This window comes from uncultured Arthrobacter sp. (assembly GCF_964021775.1).
Lineage (GTDB): Bacteria > Actinomycetota > Actinomycetes > Actinomycetales > Micrococcaceae > Arthrobacter.
Window position 1 is genome coordinate 314,646 of sequence record NZ_CAXHZI010000001.1, and the last position, 18,786, is coordinate 333,431.

21 protein-coding genes are annotated in these 18,786 nt (G+C 66.0%); 14 read left to right on the forward strand and 7 right to left on the reverse strand.

Translation table 11 applies throughout. The features are described from left to right. The first annotated feature begins 9 nt into the window (after positions 1 to 9). The 11 genes from ABIN76_RS01470 to ABIN76_RS01520 all read left to right on the forward strand — a co-directional run bounded on the left by ABIN76_RS01470 (position 10) and on the right by ABIN76_RS01520 (position 9,449). Positions 10 to 249: an acetyl-CoA carboxylase gene (locus ABIN76_RS01470; protein ID WP_346957941.1), complete on the forward strand. Its 240-nt coding sequence runs from the start codon at positions 10 to 12 to the stop codon at positions 247 to 249. After that, a complete protein-coding gene (locus tag ABIN76_RS01475) occupies positions 249 to 1,604 on the forward strand; it encodes an acetyl-CoA carboxylase biotin carboxylase subunit (protein ID WP_346957942.1) in 1,356 nt (451 codons plus the stop codon). Before ABIN76_RS01470 ends, ABIN76_RS01475 begins: the two co-directional genes overlap by 1 nt. Further along, positions 1,601 to 2,506, forward strand: a complete 906-nt coding sequence (locus ABIN76_RS01480) for an allophanate hydrolase subunit 1 (RefSeq protein ID WP_346957943.1) — start codon at positions 1,601 to 1,603, stop codon at positions 2,504 to 2,506. Before ABIN76_RS01475 ends, ABIN76_RS01480 begins: the two co-directional genes overlap by 4 nt. Further along, positions 2,496 to 3,482 (forward strand): biotin-dependent carboxyltransferase family protein, encoded by a 987-nt coding sequence (locus tag ABIN76_RS01485; protein ID WP_346957944.1) that lies wholly within the window; start codon positions 2,496 to 2,498, stop codon positions 3,480 to 3,482. Before ABIN76_RS01480 ends, ABIN76_RS01485 begins: the two co-directional genes overlap by 11 nt. A 113-nt stretch (positions 3,483 to 3,595) precedes the next feature. Then, positions 3,596 to 4,102: a MarR family transcriptional regulator gene (locus ABIN76_RS01490; RefSeq protein ID WP_346957945.1), complete on the forward strand. Its 507-nt coding sequence runs from the start codon at positions 3,596 to 3,598 to the stop codon at positions 4,100 to 4,102. Positions 4,103 to 4,181: 79 nt separating this feature from the next. Then, a complete protein-coding gene (locus ABIN76_RS01495; RefSeq protein ID WP_346957946.1) occupies positions 4,182 to 4,577 on the forward strand; it encodes a hypothetical protein in 396 nt (131 codons plus the stop codon). Next, positions 4,574 to 5,503, forward strand: coding sequence for a serine/threonine-protein kinase (locus tag ABIN76_RS01500; RefSeq protein ID WP_346957947.1), 930 nt, complete (start codon positions 4,574 to 4,576; stop codon positions 5,501 to 5,503). Before ABIN76_RS01495 ends, ABIN76_RS01500 begins: the two co-directional genes overlap by 4 nt. A gap of 259 nt (positions 5,504 to 5,762) precedes the next feature. Next, complete coding sequence (locus ABIN76_RS01505; protein WP_346957948.1) at positions 5,763 to 6,422, forward strand: Type 1 glutamine amidotransferase-like domain-containing protein; 660 nt, start codon at positions 5,763 to 5,765, stop codon at positions 6,420 to 6,422. Between the two features lie 110 nt (positions 6,423 to 6,532). Then, positions 6,533 to 7,561 (forward strand): DUF6454 family protein, encoded by a 1,029-nt coding sequence (locus tag ABIN76_RS01510; RefSeq protein WP_346957949.1) that lies wholly within the window; start codon positions 6,533 to 6,535, stop codon positions 7,559 to 7,561. A 149-nt stretch (positions 7,562 to 7,710) separates the two neighbouring features. Then, the gene (locus tag ABIN76_RS01515) at positions 7,711 to 8,055 is read left to right on the forward strand and encodes a cupin domain-containing protein (protein ID WP_346957950.1); all 345 of its coding nucleotides are present in this window, start codon (positions 7,711 to 7,713) and stop codon (positions 8,053 to 8,055) included. A gap of 197 nt (positions 8,056 to 8,252) precedes the next feature. Beyond that, on the forward strand, positions 8,253 to 9,449 hold the full coding sequence (locus tag ABIN76_RS01520) for an FAD/NAD(P)-binding oxidoreductase (RefSeq protein ID WP_346957951.1): 1,197 nt from the start codon (positions 8,253 to 8,255) through the stop codon (positions 9,447 to 9,449). A gap of 96 nt (positions 9,450 to 9,545) precedes the next feature. Here the strand turns inward: ABIN76_RS01520 and ABIN76_RS01525 are convergent, their stop codons facing one another. Next, positions 9,546 to 10,391 (reverse strand): GPP34 family phosphoprotein, encoded by an 846-nt coding sequence (locus ABIN76_RS01525; protein ID WP_346957952.1) that lies wholly within the window; start codon positions 10,389 to 10,391, stop codon positions 9,546 to 9,548. 158 nt (positions 10,392 to 10,549) lie between these two features. On the opposite strand from ABIN76_RS01525, the gene ABIN76_RS01530 reads away from it, so the two are divergent. After that, the gene (locus ABIN76_RS01530) at positions 10,550 to 11,197 is read left to right on the forward strand and encodes a M15 family metallopeptidase (protein ID WP_346957953.1); all 648 of its coding nucleotides are present in this window, start codon (positions 10,550 to 10,552) and stop codon (positions 11,195 to 11,197) included. Positions 11,198 to 11,255: 58 nt separating this feature from the next. Here the strand turns inward: ABIN76_RS01530 and ABIN76_RS01535 are convergent, their stop codons facing one another. Continuing rightward, on the reverse strand, positions 11,256 to 11,696 hold the full coding sequence (locus ABIN76_RS01535) for a hypothetical protein (RefSeq protein WP_346957954.1): 441 nt from the start codon (positions 11,694 to 11,696) through the stop codon (positions 11,256 to 11,258). A 150-nt stretch (positions 11,697 to 11,846) separates the two neighbouring features. On the opposite strand from ABIN76_RS01535, the gene ABIN76_RS01540 reads away from it, so the two are divergent. After that, on the forward strand, positions 11,847 to 12,461 hold the full coding sequence (locus tag ABIN76_RS01540; RefSeq protein ID WP_346957955.1) for an ANTAR domain-containing protein: 615 nt from the start codon (positions 11,847 to 11,849) through the stop codon (positions 12,459 to 12,461). A 143-nt stretch (positions 12,462 to 12,604) separates the two neighbouring features. On the opposite strand, the gene ABIN76_RS01545 is transcribed toward ABIN76_RS01540, so the two are convergent. Then, a complete protein-coding gene (locus ABIN76_RS01545) occupies positions 12,605 to 13,306 on the reverse strand; it encodes a GntR family transcriptional regulator (RefSeq protein ID WP_346957956.1) in 702 nt (233 codons plus the stop codon). Between the two features lie 48 nt (positions 13,307 to 13,354). Between ABIN76_RS01545 and lhgO the strand changes: the two genes are divergently transcribed. Further along, entirely contained in the window at positions 13,355 to 14,587 is a 1,233-nt protein-coding gene (gene lhgO / locus ABIN76_RS01550) for an L-2-hydroxyglutarate oxidase (protein WP_346957957.1), read from the forward strand. A gap of 103 nt (positions 14,588 to 14,690) precedes the next feature. Here the strand turns inward: lhgO and ABIN76_RS01555 are convergent, their stop codons facing one another. Genes ABIN76_RS01555 through ABIN76_RS01570 form a run of 4 tightly spaced genes read right to left on the reverse strand, consistent with a single transcriptional unit; the run spans position 14,691 to position 18,781 of the window. Beyond that, entirely contained in the window at positions 14,691 to 15,851 is a 1,161-nt protein-coding gene (locus ABIN76_RS01555; RefSeq protein ID WP_346957958.1) for an acyl-CoA dehydrogenase family protein, read from the reverse strand. A gap of 4 nt (positions 15,852 to 15,855) precedes the next feature. Then, positions 15,856 to 17,070, reverse strand: a complete 1,215-nt coding sequence (locus ABIN76_RS01560) for a CoA transferase (protein WP_346957959.1) — start codon at positions 17,068 to 17,070, stop codon at positions 15,856 to 15,858. Between the two features lie 36 nt (positions 17,071 to 17,106). Next, entirely contained in the window at positions 17,107 to 18,003 is an 897-nt protein-coding gene (locus ABIN76_RS01565; RefSeq protein WP_346957960.1) for a fumarylacetoacetate hydrolase family protein, read from the reverse strand. A 16-nt stretch (positions 18,004 to 18,019) separates the two neighbouring features. Then, complete coding sequence (locus tag ABIN76_RS01570) at positions 18,020 to 18,781, reverse strand: SDR family oxidoreductase (RefSeq protein WP_346957961.1); 762 nt, start codon at positions 18,779 to 18,781, stop codon at positions 18,020 to 18,022. Positions 18,782 to 18,786 lie beyond the last annotated feature (5 nt).

Genomic DNA, 18,786 nt, shown 5'->3' on the forward strand with positions numbered 1-18,786 from the left:
GAGCACCCCATGGCAAACATTGTTTCCCCCCTCCCCGGAGTCTTTTACCGCAAGCCCGGCCCGGGCAAGCCGCCTTTCGCCAACGAGGGCGACACCATCGAAGTCGGCCAGACCGTCGGCATCATCGAAATCATGAAGCAGTTCACCGAAATCCAGTCCGATGTGGCCGGAACCCTCGAATCCTTCCAGGTCAACGAGGGCGACATGGTCAATCCGGGCGACACCATTATCGTCATCCGAGAAGGCTAATGATGAAGAAGCTGCTCATCGCCAACCGCGGTGAAATCGCCGTGCGGATCGCCCGTACAGCCCGCGAAATGGGCATCGAGACGCTCCTGGTGGTCAGTGAGCCCGACGCCGATTCCCTGGCCGCGCGCACGGCGGACAACTTTGTTGTGGTGGGGCCGGCCCCTGCACCCGCCAGCTACCTGAACCAGGACGCCGTGATCGCCGCGGCCGTGGACAACGGCTGCGACGCCGTCCACCCCGGCTACGGATTCCTCTCCGAGAACGCCGAGTTTGCGCGGAAGGTCGCAGCAGCGGGCCTCACCTGGGTGGGGCCCGACGCCGGCGCGATCGAGATGATGGGCAACAAGTCCCTGGCCCGCGAATCTGCCCGCAAGGCAGGAGTCCCGATCCTCCGCGGCTCCGACGGGCCGCTCGACCCCGACGCCGACGCCGTGGAAGAGGCCCGCGGCATCGGTTACCCGCTCGTGGTCAAGGCCTCCGCCGGCGGCGGGGGCCGCGGCATCCGTTTTGTGCACAACGAAGGCGAACTGCTGGAGACCATCGAGATGGCCCGCGGCGAAGCGGCATCGGTCTTTGGAGATCCGACCGTCTACCTGGAGCGCTTCGTGAAGCACGCCCGGCATGTGGAGGTACAGGTCCTTGGCGACGGTACCAACTTCATCCATCTCGGAGACCGCGACTGCTCCATGCAGCGGCGCTCCCAGAAAGTCATTGAGGAAGCCCCGGCCCCGGATCTTCCCGACGCCGTCCGCCGGACCATCCGCGAATCCTCGGTGGAACTCGCCCGGGAGTGCGGCTACAGCGGCGCCGGAACGGTCGAGTTCCTCTACGACCCGGCGGGCCACGAGGCCGCGTTTATCGAAATGAACACCCGGATCCAGGTGGAGCATCCCATCACCGAGGAAATCACCGGCGTCGACCTGGTCCGTGAACAGCTGCTCATCGCCTCCACCGGCGCCATGTCGGTCCGGCAGGAGGACATAAAATTCAGCGGCCACGCCATCGAGTGCCGCATCAACGCCGAGGACCCGCACAACAACTTCTTCCCCAGCCCAGGCCTGATCACGGCCCTGGAATGGCCTGCAGGCGACGGGATCCGCGTCGATGCCGGAGTGGAGGCAGGGTCCACGGTCAGCCCGTACTACGATTCCATGCTCGCGAAGCTCATTGTCCACAAGGACACCCGCGAAGCCGCCATCGAAGGGGCGCTGGAGGCCCTGTACGGGACCCGGATCGAAGGGGTCAAAACAACCATTCCCGTGCTCAAGAAGCTGCTGGACCGGCTCGAATTCGCCGCCGTCAAGCACCACTCAAAGTTCATAGAAACCGTCGACAATCTGATGGAGGCACCATGAGCAGCCCCGCACCCGCCGAGCTGGAGGCCCGCTACACCTGGGGCGGAGACGAGTTCCTGTTCGTCGAGGTCTCCGAGTCCATGAGCCTGGCCGCCAATTTCAGGGTCATGTCGATCGCCGAGAAGCTTACAGAGCTGGAGCTGCCCGGCATCGTGGATGTCTGCCCTGCCAACGCCTCGCTGCTGGTGAGATTCGATCCCGACGTCCTGCCGCCGTCGACCCTTGAAGAGACCGTCCGGGCCATTGAAGGAGACCTGGTGCACCACCAGCAGCAGGCCCTCGAAACCCGGATCATCGAGGTGCCAGTCTGGTACGACGATCCCTTCACGACCGAAGTGGCAGAGCGCTTCCGCGAAGGATTCCACCAGGAGCCGGGCGGCAGCGACATTGACTACGCCGCCAGAGTCAACAACCTCAAGGACGCCGCGGAGTTCATCAAACGGCACCACGAGCAGCCCTGGCTTGTGTCCATGGTCGGCTTCGTCGCCGGCCTGCCGTTCCTCTTCCAGCTGGTTGAGCGCGAGAAGCAGCTGGAAGTCCCCAAATACCTGAGCCCCCGAACGGATACTCCCGCCCTGACCGTGGGCCACGGCGGCTGCTTCGGCTGCATCTACTCGGTGCGGGGCGCGGGCGGGTACCAGATGTTCGGCGTCGCTGCCGCTCCGATCTTCGATCCGGCGCAGGCCCTGGCCGATTTCAAGGACTTTATGGTGTTCTTCCGGCCGGGCGACATTGTGAAGTTCAAGCCCGTGACCGAGGCCGAGTACAACAGCATCCAGGCCGAGATCGCGGCGGGGACGTTCCGCTACCGGCAGGCGCCCGTGACGTTCGATCTGTCCAAAGCGCTGGCGAATCCCGAAGGCTACAACAAGGAACTCATGGAGGCCCTCAATGGCATTTGATATCAAGAGCCCCGGGCTTGCCACCACGGTCCAGGACCAGGGACGCACCGGCCACTACAACGTTGGCATCCCCCAGAGCGGTTCACTGGACCAGTACTCCGCCGAACTGGGCAATGCGCTGGTGGGCAACACCGCCAAGGAAGCGGTCCTGGAATGCACCTACTTGGGCCCGGCACTCACCACCGACCAGGATGTTGTTCTTGCCGTCACCGGGGCACCGGTCGAGGTCAAGGTCAACGGCGAACCCCGGCCGCAGTGGACCCGGCTGCAACTGAAGGCCGGCGACGAACTCAGCTTCGGCGTCATCCAGGGCGGCACCCGGTATTACATCGCGGTCCAGGGCGGCATCGACGTGCCCGAGGTGCTCGGTAGCCGGTCCACCTACAGCCTGGGCGCAATCGGCGGATTCCACGGCCGCAAGCTGGAGGCCGGCGACCGGATTCCCGTCGGCAGCCCGCTCAACAACGGAGCCGTGCCCGACGCCGATACCGTTCCGGAAGAGTTCCGGCCCGCCTTCGGCAAGGAGCAGACCGTCCGGATTGTGCTGGGGCTCTACGACCACCGCCTCACCGACGAGGGACTGGACAACCTACTGAACGGCGAGTGGAAGGTGACTCCGGTGGCCGACCGGATGGGGCTGCGGTACTCCGGTCCCGGCGTTAAGTGGAAGGAACGGGAACAGCCTTTCGGGGCCGGTTCCGACCCGTCCAACATCGTGGATGCCGGCTACGCCGTCGGGTCCATCCAGATTCCGGGCGGCACCCAGCCGATCATCCTGCACCGTGATGCCGTCTCCGGCGGCGGCTACGCCATGGTGGGAACAGTCATCAGCGCCGACATGGATTTGGTGGCCCGCGCCGCCCCCGGCACGTCCACCAGGTTCGTCGCCGTCAGCATGGACGAGGCCTTGGCCGCGCGCAAGGAACTCGCTGAACGCAAGAACAACGCGCGCGCAGCCCTGGGCCTCGGCGGTTGATGCCTGGCACAGGCTAAAACTGAAACCGGAGCATCGTCGCCCAATCGCATGGAATTCTGCGCTAGTATCTGTTGGTTAGAAAACCTTACAACTAGGCTATCGAAGGAATTCGCGTGACTCCCCTTGGTGAAAGCGAAGGCTATTGGTACCCGCCCAGGCGAAACGAGCAGCCCTCCGCCGTCGACGTCCTGAACGCGCTGCGGGAGTACCGGGCGTCGGAGACCGCCATGAGGCGGCGCACCCGCACGTCCATGGCGATGGGGGAAACAGACCTCTTGGCGCTCCGCTACCTGCTTGAGGCTGAGACCGCCGGCCAGGAAGTCCGGCCCAAAGAGCTCGCCGCCCGGCTGGGCATGACCTCAGCCTCCATGACCGCACTGGTCGATCGGATGGCCTCCAGCGGCTACATCACGCGCGAGCCGCACCCTTCCGACCGCCGCGCCATCATTCTGCGGCCGACCCGCGGGGCTGACGAGGAAGTCCGCCATACCCTGGGCAATATGCACGGGCGGATGATCGAGATTGCCGAATCCCTAAGCCCGGAAGAGACGACGGCGGTCCTGCAGTTCCTGGTGCGGATGCGCGAAGCCGTGGACGCCATCGACGTCGCTGGAGACTGATTCCGGGCGGAACTGGACAACCACTGAATACTAGTTAGACTAGCTACATTGTGAACTAGTTACTAGAATGGTGGATTTGATGACGGCCGTAGTTGAACGTAAGACATCGGAGCACATTCTGCCCGCCGGCCCGGAAGCCACCACCCCCGCACCCCGGACTCCCGTCCACTGCGGCACGGCCATGAACATGGCGGCGGCAGAGGATTTGTCCCTGCCGTGGGCGCAGCTGCAGTCAGGCTTCGCCGAGTGGACCTGCCGGTGCGGCTACCGCCTCGACGCCGACGTTGCCGCCGATCCGCTGGCCGCCGTGCGCCTGGCCTCGGCTCGGGTCGAGAGCCTGCAATGGGAGCTGGACGCGGCCCATGAGCACTTCGAGACCGCGCTCAAGACAGCGTCGGACCTCGGGGCAGAGCACGCGGCCCTGGGCCTGGCAGCCGGGCTGACCCCGGCTGAACTGCAAGATCTCTTACGGTGACACTCACTGCCATCATCCCCCGACGGCCTGCCCTGGCCCGGGCCAGCCCCGCTCGTGCGTCCGGCTTCGCCGCCAACCCAGCCGGCCGAGACACCCACTACGAAACCGTCCGGGACGACCGTCTGTTGGGCCGGCGCTACCGGCTGGGCGCCTTGGTGGGCAGGGGCTCCGAAGCCAATGTCTACCAGGCAACCGACGCCACCCTCGGCACCGACGTGGCCATCAAGATTTTCCGGGCCGAATCCGGCGACGCAGCGTCGCCGTTCAGCCGGGAGCAGGCCCTCCACACGCCGTTGCACCATCGAAACATCGTCCGGATCAAGGACCATGGCAGGGTGCCGGCAGACGGTGGCCCCGGCTCCGGCCGGGACTACCTTGTTGCCGAGCTGGTGCGCGGACCTGACCTGCGGTCTGTCCTGCAGGATGGGCATCTGGGGACGCCCCACGTGGCTGCCTGGATGAGCGACGTCGCGAGCGCGCTGGCCCACGTCCACCGCAAGGGAGTGGTCCACAACGACGTCAAGCCCGCCAACATCCTGGTGGACCGTTCCGCCGGCACAGACCCCACCGGACGGGCGAAACTGACGGATTTCGGTATTGCCACCAGCTCGAGGCACCGGCCGAACCATGCCGGCTCCGGCACCCCGCACTACCTGAGCCCTGAGGCGGTGCATGGAACAACCACCACCAGCGCCAGCGACATTTATGCCCTGGGGCTGGTCACTTTCGAGTGCCTCACCGGCATCAAGGCCTTCCCCGGGCCCGCACTGGAGTCCATGGTGGCCCGCACCCTCCGCGCACCCCGGCTGCCGGACACGGTCCGCCGCCGCTGGTCCATGCTGCTGCACTCCATGACCGACGCGGACCCCGCCAACCGGCCGACCGCTGCTGAAGCCCACCGGGCGCTGAAAAGAATCAGCCGCTAGAACCTAGCCGGGCCAGCACGACCTCCACCGCTCGGGCGCCGGGCGCACCGAAGCGCCGTCGTAAGTAAGACGGGGCCTAGAGCGCATACCTCACGGCCAGACTTGGGCGAGCTGCACACTGGTCATCGAACGGTGCGGGAATCTCGCGGCGCCCGCATCTGGCCCCCGCCTCGCCCCGCTGGCAAACTGGGCCGATGACCGCATCTCTTCGGAAGTCCGGCAGGCCCGGCATCCACACCCGCGACCCCAGGGGGCACGCGTGAAGCTCTTACTTACCTCCGGCGGCGTGACGAACCCGAGCATCCGCTCGGCGCTCGTGCAGCTTCTCGGCAAGCCGATCGACCAGAGCCACGCCCTGGTGGTCCCGACAGCGCAGTGGGGTCACCCGATGTGCGGACCGGCATCCGTGCGGGGCCTCTTGGCCGCCGGGCCCGGCTCCCGCCATTTGTCCGGCCTGGGCTGGGCATCGCTCGGCGTCCTCGAGCTCACGGCGCTGCCCACCATCGGGGCGGAGCGCTGGGTCCCCTGGCTCCGGGAGGCCGACGCGCTTCTGGTCGACGGCGGAGACGCGACGTACCTCTGCCACTGGATGCGGGAGTCCGGGCTGGCCGACCTATTGCCGTCGCTGACTGACACGGTTTGGGTGGGGGTGAGCGCCGGAAGCATGGTGATGACGCCCCGGATCGGGCAGTCCTTCGTAGCGTGGCCGGCCGCGCAAGGCGATCGCACCCTGGGGGCGGTGGACTTTTCGATCTTCCCGCATCTGGACGCTTTCCCGACCAACACCCTGGCGCAGGCAGAGCGGTGGGCCGCCGACCTCGGAGTTCCGTCCTATGCGATCGACGAACAGACAGCTATCAAGGTCGTCGACGGCTCCGTCGAGGTGGTTTCGGAAGGTCAATGGAGGAAATTCGGGTAGGCAGGAGCCGGTGATGCCTCTTGCCGTTCACCGGCACTCCACGAACGGTTCATTACCGGTCAGTACGGTGGCGGGGTCCTGTTGAGATCCAACTTTTGAGAGGCTCCCCCATGAGCGCTACTCGCACCCGAGGCATCCTCACGGCCGCCGCCGCCATCGTCCTGGCAGCGTCCGCAATCGGCGGAACGGCCGCCGCCCAGGCCGCCGGCCCCAGCACCCGGCACGGCGGGAGCGACGCCGGCTCCGGCGCCCACCGCGAAACGAACACCGCCTTGGCCGCGGCGTTCGGCGGCGTCGACCGGGCCACGAACTGGCAGCAGACCGGCAAACTGAAGCTGGATTTCCCCACTTACCACACCGAAGGAATCGCCTTCAGCCGGGACCACATCTTCCTCTCAGCCGTCCAGATCATCGAACCGACCACCAAGTTCCCCTCCCCGCAGGGCGGTTTCGACCGCACGCCGGGCAAGGGAGTCGGGCACCTGTTCGTTATGGACAAGGCCGGGAAACTGCAGAAGGACATCATCCTGGGCGAGGGCGACACGTACCACCCCGGCGGCATCGACTTCGACGGCACCAACGTCTGGGTCCCGGTTGCCCAGTACCGGCCCGACAGCAGCGCGATCATCTACCGGGTCGACGCGACCACCCTCGACGTGCACAAGCAGTTCGAGGTGAAGGACCACTTTGGCGGCATCGTGATGGACAAGCAGACCGGCCATCTGGTCGGCAACACCTGGGGCTCGCGGCGCTTTGCCGAATGGGACCTGCGCGGCAAGCAGCTCTCCACCTGGCAGAACCCGAACTACTTCATCGATTACCAGGACTGCCAGTACGTGCCCAACTCGAAGATGCTGTGCGGCGGGGTCACCAACCTCCCGCAGACGCCGGCCGCCGGCGGAACCGGCGCCACCTATGAACTCGGCGGTATGGCAATGATCGATCTCAAGTCCCGCAGCGTGATCCGCGACGTCCCCTTCCAGCAGTGGTCCACCGCCGGGCACGTGGCCACCCGCAACCCCTTCAAAATGACCGCCGACGGCGGCCACGTCACCCTGAAGGTGGCCCCCGACAACGGCGAGGAGGGCAATGGCACCGAAATCCTCACCTACGAGGCCACCGTTACCGCAGCGAAGTAGCCCACCGAAGTAGCTCGGCTGAGCCACGAAAGCGCCCCCGGCATCCGCCGGGGGCGTTTCTGGCCCCTGCACGGGCATGGTCTTGATGCCGCAGCCGCCTGCGGAGTAAACCGGGCTGAAAGCGGTACAGCGACGGAGAGGAGCGCACGGTGAGCGAAGAACAGGGAAAACAGCAGACCAAAGGTGTGACTGCGGAGCTACTTGCAACGCTCGACCTTGGCGCCGAGATCGAGGGCATGGCGGGGCGCCAGCTCCGGATGCGGATGGTGACCATCGAGCCGGGAGGCGTCTTCGGCCCGCTCCACGACCACCGGGACCGGCCGGGCCTGGTTTACATCCTGCAGGGAACCATCACCGACCACCGGAACGGGGTCGCTACCGACTACGGTCCGGGTGCAGGCTGGCCCGAGGACCGGGAGACCACCCACTGGCTGGAGAACAGGGGAACCGTTCCGGCGGTGGAAATCTCGGTCGACATCGTGAAGAACGAGTAGGGTGTGCGGAAATACCCCCGGGGGTATATAGTGAGTGATATCACAGTGATTGAAAAGCACGGAGGCCCCGGAGTCCGGACGCGCAGGCGAAGATGCTGCCGGCCCCGCCCCGCCGGCCTCCGCGGCCCGCTCAATCCCCCGATATACCCGGCGTCGGCGGCGACGCGACGCCAGGCTCCTAGAGAGGCGTCTTATCCATGAGCATGCACCACGAGATCCTGATCATCGGAGGCGGCAACGCGGGGCTGAGCGTTGCAGCCCGGCTCCGCCGCGCGGGGCGGACCGACATCGGGGTGATCGAGCCGAGCGACCGGCACTACTACCAGCCCTTGTGGACCCTGGTCGGCGGAGGTTCCGCCAGCCAGGCGGAAACGGTCCGGCCGCAGGCCTCCGTCATGCCCCAGGGGGTGGCCTGGATCAAGGACGCCGCGGCCGACATTGACCCGGACCGGCGCAGCGTCGAGCTCGCCTCCGGCGGGACCGTCACGTACGACTATCTGGTGGTCAGCCCCGGCATCCAGCTGGACTGGGACAAGATCCCCGGCATGGCAGAAGCCATGGACTCCCCGACGGCATCCAGCAACTACCGGTTCGACCTGGCGCCGAAGACCTGGGACCTGATCCGGAACCTGAAGTCCGGGACGGCCATCTTCACCCAGCCCTCGGGGCCCATCAAGTGTGCCGGAGCTCCGCAGAAGATCGCGTACCTGGCAGCCGACTACTGGCAGAAGCAGGGCGTCCTGGACAAGATCCGGGTGGTGATGGTCCTGCCCACGCCCGGCATGTTCGGGGTCAAGGTGTTCGCCGACGAGCTTGAGCGGGTGGTGGCCAAGTACGGCATCGAAGTCCGCTTCAACAGCGAGCTGACCTCGGTGGACCCCGCTGCCGGGATGGCAGAGATTACGGACAACGCGGCGGGGACCAAGGAGTCACTGCACTACGACCTGCTCCACGTGGTGCCGCCGCAGTCGGCACCGGACTGGCTCAAGCGCACCCCGCTGGCCGATCCGGCCAACCCCGCAGGCTACGTGGACGTGGACAAACACACCATGCAGCACAAGCGGTACCCGGAAATTTTCGCCCTGGGCGACGCCGGGTCCACGCCGAACTCGAAGACCGGAGCGGCGATCCGCAAGCAGGCCCCGGTGCTGGTGAAGAACCTGCTGGCCGCCCTCGAAGGCGCAGTGCCGGCGGCCCAGTACGGAGGCTACGCCTCCTGCCCGCTGACGACGGCGCGGGGGAAGATGCTGCTGGCGGAGTTCGATTACAGCCTCCAGCCCGCACCCAGCATCCCGTTCATCGACACCACCAAGGAACGCACCGATATGTGGCTGCTGAAGCGCTACGGGTTGCCGTTTATGTACTGGAACCTGATCCTGAAGGGCCGCGCCTGAGGGCGGGCTGAGTTCAGCAGGCAGCACGACGACGGCGGGAGTCCCCCGCCGTCGTCGTGCTGTCCCGTACCGTCGCTACCCGGGAGCCAATCAGCATCAGAGGGTGGCGGCTTCTTCCTGCGCCAGCCTGATCATCCGAAGTTCGTCCTCCACGGCCCGGGCTGGCCAGTAGTCCTTTGCCAGCTCGTCGGCGTAGCTTCGATCTGCTGCCGGGAAGAGCTTGCCGAACAGGCCGGCCGCCTGCAGCAGGGCGATCAGTGCCGTGGTTCGGGGATACGGCGCTGCGGCGACGCGTTTCCCGGCCTCGGGGGCCTTCGCCGCAGGTGTGCCGGCGTCGGGGGCGCCAGCTTCCGGGTTTCCGGCTGCGGGGGCCGCCGCCTCGGGGGCGGCCGCGGCCTCGGGCGCTGCCGCGGTGGGGGCCGACGCGGAACCGGGAGTCCCGGCGTCGTGCGCTGCCGTGGAGGCCGCCCCGCCGGCATCGGCCGGGGCGCCACTGAGCGCGGCTTCGATCTTTTTCAGCAGCGCAGCTTCCGGGCCGTGGTCTTTCTCCGGGTACCGCGTGGACTTGAACAGGCCAAGGTGTTTCTCGCCGACGGGTTCCACGATGCCTAAAGACGCCATCCCCTCGTAGACACGCTGCACTTCGGCGCGGCCCTCCAGCATGGCCACCCAGCGCTTGGGCGTGTGGGGCCGCGATTTGCCGCGGATCAGGCCCAGCTCGTGCTGGAACTCGGTGGGCGGGGCGGCGGCGGTGGCCCGGACATTCTTTCCCTGCAGCCCGATGGCACCGGTTAGCTCCAGCTCGGCCAGGATTGCCCCGGCCAACGTGGTTCTGAGGGCGAACACCGGCACTTCGGGTTTGCCGTTTTGGTCGTTCGTTGCCAGCAGGAGGAAAGCCTGGGGAAGGTTCAGCTCCGGCGTCTTCGGGGTTTCAGGGTTCATACGATCATGGTGGGCCTGTTGGGCAGCCACCACATGAGGATTTCGTCCCGGATCCTCCAAGCCAAACACCCTCGACGTCGGCCGGACAGACCTGTAGGGTTCCCCGCATCTGTTCCGGACATTTCTGGGAGGCAACGGTGCTCAAAAGAATCAGCAGGATGACAGCTGCGGTGGCGGGGCTGATGCTCGCGCTCGGCATGATCGCACCGCCCGTGACGGCATTGTCGGCGTCGGGCTACGACATTGACTCCGCCTCCAGCCTTCAGGTGGTGGTCAACAAGCACCGGCCGCTGGACCCGGCCACGTACGTGCCGGCGCGGCTGGTCAGGGTCCAGGGGGAACGGCTGCGGTCAGAAGCCGCGGACGCCTACAAGCTGTTAGCCAAAGCCGCCAAGGGTGCCGGTGTGAACATCATTCCGGTCAGCGGTTACCGTTCCTACAGCCAGCAGGCCAGCCTTTATGACAGCTACGTGCGACAGTACGGACAGGCGACGGCGGACACGTTGGCCGCCCGGCCCGGCTTCAGCGAGCACCAGACCGGCCTGGCGATGGACATCGGCAACGCCAGCGGAGTCTGTGCCCTGCAGGCCTGCTTCGCCACCACCCCGGCCGGCAAGTGGGCGGCGGAGCACGCCATGACGTACGGATTCATCATCCGCTACCCCGCGGGCGCCGAGGAGGTTACCGGCTACACCTACGAGCCGTGGCACCTGCGCTATGTGGGCAAGGTCGTCGCCCAGGAGATGAACGACTTCCCCACCCTTGAGCAATATTTCGGCCTGGAGCCGGCCCCGGATTACCTCTAGGGCCGGAACGGGACTAACAGCCAGCCTCATGATCCCGAGGTGATCCGTTTCCCGGGGTTCAGTCTTTCTGGCCCAGTTCCAGCAGACTGGTGTCGACCGTGCCGCTGCCAGGCGCTGGCGAGCCGCGAAGCTTCCGCAGCCTCGCCGCGTTGAATTCGTCCCGCGCCAGGCCGAACGCGTAGAAGGTAAAACCACCTGCCAGAAGAGTGAGAACCAGGGCGCCCCACAGCGGAGCTTCCCCGTGTCCGAGCGGCCCCAGAAAGAGCACCCCCGAGAAGACAACTGCGCCAGCGGCAAACGCGGCAAGCAATGCCATTCCCTGCCAGGTGCTTACCTGCGCCTGCCCCCTGCCCGGGCTGAACCCGATCTCCTCCACGGGGTAGCTGTGCAACTCTCCGGACCTTGTCCGTCGGAGGACACGCTTCTCACCCTCCGCGACGGCTTTCTTATGTTCGGCGTAGGCCGCATCATCCCGCCTGTCGCGCTCACGGTCGTACATGCCGGCGCCTCCACCCTTCTTCGTCTCTACATTCATCCTCACGGCAGACAATCCCGGACGTCCACATCCGGCCACTCCCTGCTATATTCTGGTCTTTTCATGCTCAGGCAGGGGGTTGCCGGGGCAATAGCGCGTCGAACGGCCCCGTCAATGACATCCAACAACAAATATCCCGGATCCGTGGCGCGAGGAATTCCCCATGACGAATTCCTCGACTGCCCCACCGGACTGGTCGAGTACTACTTCGCAGACGAGACATTCCGCTGGTCGGATGGGCTGTACCGCATTTACGGGTATGAACGGGGCGACGTTGTCCCGTCCATGGAGATGGCCCTGCCCCATATCGAGCCTGAAGACCGGCCCAAGGTCCAGGCTTACTGGGAGCGGGTGGCTGCCGTCGGCGGCCCGTTGTCCATCTACGTGTCCATCCGCGACCGCAAGGACCAGCAGCATAAGTTGCTCTTCTCCGCGGACTACATCCTCGACGGGTCCACGCCCGTCGGCGTCTGGGGCGTGATCGTGGACCTCACCCAGTCCATCCATACCGACCGCCACCAGCTCGCCACCGAGGCGGTCGCCGCGTCAGCGCTCAATCGGGCGGCCATCGAGCAGGCCAAGGGCATCCTCATGGGACGCACCGGAATCGACGCCGACCGGGCGTACGAGCTGATGAACAAGATGAGCCAGGACACAAACCGCAAGGTCCACGCCATTGCCCACGAGATCATCGAACGCACCACTGCTGGGTCCGACGGACCAACCTAAGCCCCTGCTGTAGCACCGGGACCTTGCCTCGGACCGGAACCGACCCCTGTTGCATGCAACATGCAACAGGAGTAGCTTGTGCTGATGAAGATCTGCAGAGTAGCTGATCCCAGGCCCCCTCCTCCTAGCGTTGACTTGGCGAGTCAGGTCCAGTTGAGAAGCGCCTCAACGTCGACCGCGGAAATGCCGCGTTCCTGCGCTTCGCGCGGGACAAGCAACCGGGCGGTATTGACAATATGGCGCCGCATGGCCTGTCCGGCTTTCTCAGGTTCCCCCGCCACGAAGGCCTCATAGACGTCCCGGTGGTCTTCAAAGGCTTCACGGGAGGACCGCGACCTGGGAACTGTTTCCACTCCGGTGAGCAGGACGACGTTACGGAGGTCTTCCAGCATTTTCACCACCCTGTGATTGCCTGACGTACTGAGCAACGCGAGGTGGAAGTCGCGGTCGGTTCGCAAGGTGGCGGCGGCATCACCGGTTTCGGAGCTCTGCTGAAAAGCGTCGAACGCCTCTGTGACCCTGCAGATATCGGCGGCGGTGCGGACCGCGGCAGCTCGCCGGGCCACTGGTACCTCGAGCATCAGTCGGACCTGGAACACCTCGACGAGGTCTTCGAGAGTTGTGGAGCGAACCCTCATCCCTTTATTGCGCTCGACCACAACGAGGCCGGTCGTCGCCAGCTGTTGCAGCGCCTCCCGTATTGGCGTTCTGGACACTCCAAGCCATTCGCCCAGCTGGGTGGCGGAGTACAGCTCGCCCGGCTTCAACTCACCGCCCAATATCGCAGTTCTGAGCCTCGTGATGGCCTGATCTGTCAGATTGTCTGCACGTTCGAGGTTGTCCACGAGCACATTCTCGCATGGACAACTTCCCTCCCAGTTATGAGGATTTACATGGTCGCGAAGCCATTGCGCTGTGCCGTCATCGGCGGTGGCATCATCGGTGTCGCCGTTGCACGTGAGCTCATTAACCAGCTCGACGGCGCGTCGGTTACGGTCTACGAGAAGGAGGAGAAACTGGCCTACCACCAGACGGGCCACAACTCCGGAGTGGTGCATGCCGGTCTCTACTACGAGCCAGGCGGACTCAAGGCCACCCTGTGCCGCCGTGGAGTCGACTTGCTGAAGGAATACTGCGCCGCCAAGAACCTCCCCTACGATCAGTGCGGAAAGCTGGTCATCGCTCAGACTGCCGAAGAAAACCGGCGGCTTGAAGACATCTTCGTCCGGGCACAAGCTAACGGTGTGCCCGGTGCCAGGATGCTGAGCGCAGAGCAGATCAAGGACGTAGAGCCGAACGCCGTCGGGGTCTCGGCACTGCACTCGCCTGAAACGGCCATCGTTGACTACGCCGCTGTCACCAACGCCCTCGCCGACGACGTCCGCCACGCAGGCGGGCAGATCAGGCTGGGACAGGAAGTCAGCTCCCTTGCGCAGCAGGGGCAGGGCGTTGTGGTCCACACCAAGGACGGAAGTGAACATTACGACCTCGCGGTCGCCTGTACCGGGCTCCAATCCGACCGGCTGGCCGCGTCGACGGGGGAACCGTCCACCCCGCGCATCGTGCCGTTCTTCGGGCAGTACTTTCTGCTCGGCCCGGAGGCACGCAATCAGGTCAAGGGACTGATTTATCCGGTTCCCGATCCGCAGCATCCTTTTCTTGGTGTGCACCTCACCAAGCGAATCGACGGCGAAATGATGCTGGGACCAAACGCATTCATCTCCTTCGGCCGGGAATCGTACTCCTGGAAGGACGTCAATGTGCGCGACGTCCTGGACTACGCGCTGTTCCCGGGTTTCTGGAACTTCGCCCGCAAGAACGTGCCGTCGGCGGCGCGGGAGTTCCACACGGTCGTCAGCAAACGCAAGTTCATCGCCGAGGCAATGCGTTTCGTCCCCTCGCTCGAGGGTGCGTCCATCGTTCCCGGCACGCGGGGTGTCCGCGCCCAGGCAATGAACGGTGACGGGTCGCTCGTGGATGACTTTGTGATTGCCCGCCGCCAGGATCTGGTCCTTGTCCGCAACGCGCCCTCCCCGGGAGCCACTTCCTCCCTGGCCATCGCCGAATACATTGTCAACCAGGCGCTCGACGGGCGCTCCGTCCCCGGCCGGGCCGGGGCCCGGTAACCGACGGCGCCCAACGACAGGAAGTCCGTGCTTTCCGAAAAGGAGGCACGGACTTCCTGGTCAAAGGAGATCACACGCGGGTGGTCCCGGGGTCACGACCTTCTCAGCGGAAGGCCGCGATACCGGTGATGTGGTTGCCCAGAATCAGCGTGTGCACCTCGTCCGTACCCTCGTAGGTGCGCACGCTTTCCAGGTTGTTGGCGTGGCGCAGCGGGGAATAGTCCAGGGTGATGCCGTTCCCGCCGAGCATGGCCCGGGCATCGCGGCAGATCTGGATCGCCTCGCGGCAATTGTTCAGCTTGCCCACGGAGATCTGGTGCGGCTGGAGCACTCCGGCGTCCTTCAGCCGGCCCAGCTGCAGGGCAAGGAGCGTGCCCTTGTTGATCTCCAGTGCCATGTTAACGAGTTTCTCCTGGGTCAGCTGGTAGCCAGCGAGCGGCTTGCCGAACTGCATGCGCTGCTGCGAGTAGTCCCGGGCCGTGAGGTAGCTGTCACGCGCCGCCCCCATGGCGCCCCAGATGATGCCGTAGCGGGCCTCGTTGAGGCACTCGAACGGGCCGCGGAGGCCCTTGGCGTTGGGCAGCATGGCGCTGGCTGGCAGCCGAATGTCCGTCAGTTCGATGTCGCACTGGATGGACGCGCGCATGGAGAGTTTCTGCTGGATGGGGGTGGCCTTGAAGCCGGGGGTGTCGGTGGGGACGACGAAACCGCGGACGCCGTCGTCGGTCATGGCCCAGATGATGGCCACCTGCGCCACCGAGGCCAGCCCGATCCAGCGCTTGGAGCCGTTGAGGATCCAGTCGTCGCCGTCGCGCTTGGCGAAGGTCAGCATGTTTCCGGGGTCGGATCCGGCGGAAGGCTCGGTGAGTCCGAAGCAGCCAATGGCGGTTCCGGCGGCCATCCGCGGAAGCCACTCCTGCTTCTGCTCTTCCGATCCGTGCTTGGCAATGGCGCTCATGGCCAGCGAACCCTGGACGCTGACAAACGTCCGCAGACCCGAGTCGCCGGCCTCCAGTTCCATGGCGGCCAGGCCGTACTCCACCGAGGTCCGGCCCGGGCACCCGTAGCCCTTGATGTGCATGCCGAGCAGGCCGAGTTCCGCCATCTGCGGGACTATGTCCAGCGGAAACTCCGCGCGCTCGTACCAGTCGGCGATATTGGGTTTGATGGCCGTGTCCACGAATCCGCGGACTTTCTCCCGCACGGCGACTTCCTCCGCCGTGAGCAGTGTGTCGATGCCGATGAGGTCTGAAGTGTCAGTCATGGTTCTACTTTCCGGTGGGGTGGGTTTGGAGGGCTGCCCGGCGGTTCCGCTCCGGGAAGCTCGCACCGCTGTGTTCGCCGAGCAGCGGCGGCAGCCGCCGGTAGGTGGCGGGTGTTTCCGAAAGCTGGATCGGGTTGGCCACCTGGCGGGAGGTGCGAGGGCTGGACCCGTCCGCAATTTCCACCACGGGTTCCAGCCCCAGGTCGGCGGCCAGCTGGATCGCTTCCACGATCGAGTTGACCTTGCCGGCGGGTACGCCCGCCGCGCTGAGCAGGCCTGACCATTCAACCGCTGGCTTTTTCCGGAGCTGCTCCTCAAGCAGCGCCTTCAGCGCGACCCGGTGGGCCACCCTGTTCGAGTTCCCGCGGAATCTGCTGTCGTCGGCCAGTTCGGGAACGCCGAGCACCCGCGCCAGGGCGGCAAACTGCTTGTCCGTTCCGACCGCCAGGGCGAGCGGCCCGTCCGCGGTCTGCAGCGTCTCGTACGGCGCAATGCTGGGGTGGGCGTTGCCCATTCGCTGCGGGGATTCGCCGGTGGCCAGGGTGCTGGAGGCCTGGTTGACGAGGCCGGCAAGCAGCGAGGAGAGAAGGTTGACGTCCACCCGCTGTCCCCTGCCGGTCTGGTCGCGGCTCCGCAGCGCGGCCAGGATGCCCACCACCGCGTTTTGGCCAGTCACCACATCCACCAGCGCCACCCCTACCTTGCTCGGTTCCGACTCCGGGGACCCGGTGACGCTCATTAATCCCCCCACGGCCTGGACCAGGAGGTCGTATCCGGGCAGGTGCGCGCCGGCCTTGCTGCCGAATCCGGTGATGGAGCAGTAGACCAGGTCCGGGCGCTCCGCACGGAGGGTGTCATAGTCCAGGCCGAAGCGCTGCATGACGCCGGGCCGGAAGTTCTCAACAACGACGTCTGCCGCGAGCGCTATGTCGCGCGCCTGCGCGAGTCCTTCCTGGGTGCGCAGGTCGCACACCACCGAGCGTTTGTTCCGGTTGACGCTGGAGAAGTACGTGCCCGCGCCGTGTTCGTCCACGGGGGGCACCCAGGCCCGGGTGTCGTCACCGCCCGGGCTCTCCACCTTGATCACATCGGCGCCAAAGTCAGCGAGCATCATGGTGGCAAAGGGTCCGGCGAGGACTCGGGAGAAGTCCGCCACCTTGATCCCGTTCAGGGGTGCGGCGGCGGGAGGGGCGTGGGGGAAAGATTGGGTGCTGCTCAACGAGCGTCAGCCTCCTTATGTTGTGGTCGTGCAGGTTCAGTTGGAGGCGGTCACGGGATTGCTGAGGGTTCCGAGCCCCGTCACGCGGCATTCGGCGACGTCCCCGGGTTCGATATGCACGGCTCCGGGGGTTCCGGTGGAGATGATGTCACCGGGGAAGAGTGGCATGACCTTGCTGTGGAAACTGATCAGGTAGGCCGGGTCGTAGCGCATGTGCGACACTGTGTTGCTGCGACGCACCTCCCCGTTGACCACGGTGGATACCGTGACCTCGGCCAGGGAACCGGCGGCCTCCTCCACCTCGGCGAGGGGCACGATCCGGGGGCCGAAGGAGAAGAACCCCGGAAAGTTCTTGGAGCGGGTGAGGAACCGCGGATTGCGCTGCAGGATATCTTCCGCGGTCTGGTCCAGGACCGGTACGACGCCGGCGAGATAGGACAGCGCCTCCTCGGGCTCGACATTGCGGCAGTATCGACCAATCACGACGGCGATCTCCGCTTCGGTGGTGGTGCGCTGGCTCTGCTCCGGGATCGGAATGTTCTCGTCCGGGCCGATAACGGTATGGTCCCCCTTGATGAACGACGCAGGCTCGTCGGGCACGGCTTCGGTCAGGTCGGAGGCGTGCTCCACGTAGTTCAGGCCGATCCCCCACAGCATGCGGGGACGGCGGTACGGGGCCCCGTAGCTGAGGTGCTCCGGGTCGCGGAAGACGGCGTCATCGGCGTTGGCTGCGGCCGTTTCGAGTTCCCCGAGCAGGTCCCCGGTCAGGACATCGAGGATGTCGCCGGTAAAGCCCGGGAGCAGTTCGCGGACCAACGCGGCTCCGCGTCGCGGGTGGACGACGGCCGCCTCTTCGCGGGCCTGCCCGGGGTCGGCCCCATCAGGGGTGGATCCGTCGCGGATGGTGCAGAGATGGAGGATGCGGGAAGTCATGGAATTGTTCTTTCGGTTAGTAGGAACGGACGAGTCCGCCGTCGCAGCGGATCTGCTCCCCGGTCACGTAGGAGGCCGGTCCGCTCGCGAGGAAGGTGACGACAGCGGCAAACTCTTCGGGCGTGCCGTACCGGCCGGCGGGGATCGTTGCCTCCGAGGCCGCCCTCGCTTCCTCCGGCGAGCGGCCGGTGCGTTTGGCCGCCGCTGCGTCCAGTGAGCCGACGCGGTCGGTGTCGATGCGGCCGGGGAGCACCATGTTGACGGTCACGCCGTCCTTTGCCACCTCCGCCGCCAGGGTCTTCAGGTACCCGGCGAGCCCGGCCCGCCCGATGTTGGACAACGCAAGGTTGGGTAGGGGCTGCTGCACCCCGCTCGAACCGACTGCCACCACGCGCCCCCACCCGCGCTCCCGCATGCCCGGAAGCACCAGGGTGGTGAGTTGAATGTGTTGCAGAAGCAACTGGTGCACAGCCTCAAGGGCCTGTTCAGCGGAGACGTCCGCAGCACCGCCGGGAGGCGGTCCACCGCTGTTGAGGATGAGCACATCGATGGGGCCAAAGGCCTCCACCGCGGCCTCCACCAGGGCTGAGGGGGCGCCGTCGTCCGTCAGGTCAATGCCGACACCGACGGCGGAAGCCAGCCGGGCAGCTTCCGCCCGGACCAGGTCCCCGCGCCGCGCCGCCAACACGACGTTGGCGCCTTCCGCGGCCAATGCCCGGGCGACGGCGAGGCCGATGCCCGAGCTTGCGCCCGGAACCAGGACGTTTTTTCCTTTCAAACCGG